This window comes from bacterium (assembly GCA_021372775.1).
GTDB lineage: Bacteria > Acidobacteriota > Polarisedimenticolia > J045 > J045 > JAJFTU01.
Genome location: JAJFTU010000371.1, coordinates 1 through 1590 on the forward strand (window position 1 = coordinate 1; position 1590 = coordinate 1590).

Annotated in this window: 3 protein-coding genes; all 3 read left to right on the top strand. The window is 73.8% G+C overall.

Features of this window, described 5'->3' with window-relative positions; translation table 11 throughout:
* Nucleotides 1-59: 59 nt before the first annotated feature.
* The gene (locus LLG88_12265) at nucleotides 60-320 is read left to right on the top strand and encodes a hypothetical protein (protein MCE5247677.1); all 261 of its coding nucleotides are present in this window, start codon (nucleotides 60-62) and stop codon (nucleotides 318-320) included.
* A complete protein-coding gene (locus LLG88_12270; protein ID MCE5247678.1) occupies nucleotides 311-916 on the top strand; it encodes a hypothetical protein in 606 nt (201 codons plus the stop codon). Before LLG88_12265 ends, LLG88_12270 begins: the two co-directional genes overlap by 10 nt.
* 164 nt (nucleotides 917-1080) lie before the next feature.
* The coding region (locus LLG88_12275) for a hypothetical protein (protein ID MCE5247679.1) at nucleotides 1081-1590 on the top strand (510 nt) is incomplete at its 3' end.

A 1590-nucleotide genomic window follows, 5' to 3' on the forward strand; every position in this document is an offset into this window, starting at 1 on the left:
ACAAATCGACGAGTCCGCGCGGCGCCGCCGACTGACCCGCTGTGAACTCGCGGCCGGCGATGCGCGTCGGCCGGAGCGGCGCGGGGCGCTCGACGAAGGACGATCGGTTCGACGAGTTGCTCGCCCGGCTCGACCGCATCGCCGCGGCGCTGGAGACGCTGGCGCTGCGCGTCGCGCCGGGAGAGCGCGTCGCGGGCTGCGTGCCGGGCCGGCGTCAGCGGGCGACGCGAGGAGCGTCTTCATCAGTGGCGGGCGCCGAGGGGGCGCCGGCCGTCAGTCTCGGCCGCCGCGTCGCGGCGAGGAGCCGCAAATGGAACTGAGGGAACTGGTCATCGACAAGGGCGTCGAAGTGGAACTGGTGCTGGACGCCGAACTCGTCGCCGTCGCCGGGGTTACGGCGCTGTCGCGCAGGCTGGCGAGCCAGCTGGTCATGATTCTGGTGGAGCAACGCCGCATCGAGAAGGGGCCGCTGGAGTTCTCGCTCCTGCAGTACGCCTTCAGCTTCGCGGTGGCCAAGGGCACCGAGGCGGCGTGGCTGTGGAAGGAGAACCCAGCGACGCCGCCGAGTCGCGACGACATCGACGACCTGCTGAATGACCTCGTCGGCAGCCGGGTCTCTGAAGAGTACCAGGAGTTCCTCGAGTGGCAGATGGTCGATGCGCGGGAGTTGTACGGCTACGTGCATCAGTGGTTCGAGGAGAACGGCGCCGACTTCGACGGGCTTCCTTCGGGGACGCGGCGCGCGCTGCGGGAGGCGCTGGCGGCGGCGTTCGACCTCGGTTTCGACGGCGGCGTGGCGCGCTTCGGGGTGGAAATCACGCGCCGCTCCGCGGGGCGCGCGGCCGGCCGGCGGAAGGCGACGACGGGCGCGCGGAGTCGCCCGCGCGGCCGCTTCTATCGTGTCGGTCGTGATTGAGTCTCGGCGCCGCCGACCGACGCTGTGAACCCGCGGACGGCGATGCGCGCGGGGCGGAGCGGCGCGGCATGCGGTGAGTCCACGTCCAGGGGGCGGCGTTTCCGGGGCGCCTCCCTCGTCGCGGGACGCAACGACCCCGGCCGGCGGGACCGAGAGTGAGTCTGTTGGAGAAACTGCTCGGAGAGGGCGCCGCGGCCGCGCCGGGGCGCGCGGCGAACGGCGGCGCGCAGGCGTCCGCCGCGAGGCCAATGGGCGCCGTCGGCGCAGGCGGCGCGGCGCGCGCGGCGAAGGACGATCGGTTCGACGAACTGCTCGCCCGGCTCGACCGCATCGCCGCAGCGCTGGAGACGCTGGCGCTGCGCGGCGCGCCGGGAGAGCGCGTCGCGGCGCCGGGCGAGGGGATCGCCGAGGGCGCCGGATCGAACGGCGCGGACGCGGCGGCGCCCGAGCCGGCCGTCGTCGCGCCGCCGCCGCGCGCCGACGAACGGCTCCTCCGCTTCCTCGCGCGCCGGGGAATCACGGTGAAGGCGATTCCCGAGCCGAGCCCGGCCGACGCGACGATCGACTCCCTCGCCGACTACCTCGGCGACCGCTATCAGGCGCTGCGGCCGCTGCTGGCCAAGATCAAGCGCACGATGCAGCGCGGGGACATGTTCGACGAGCACTTGGCGGGA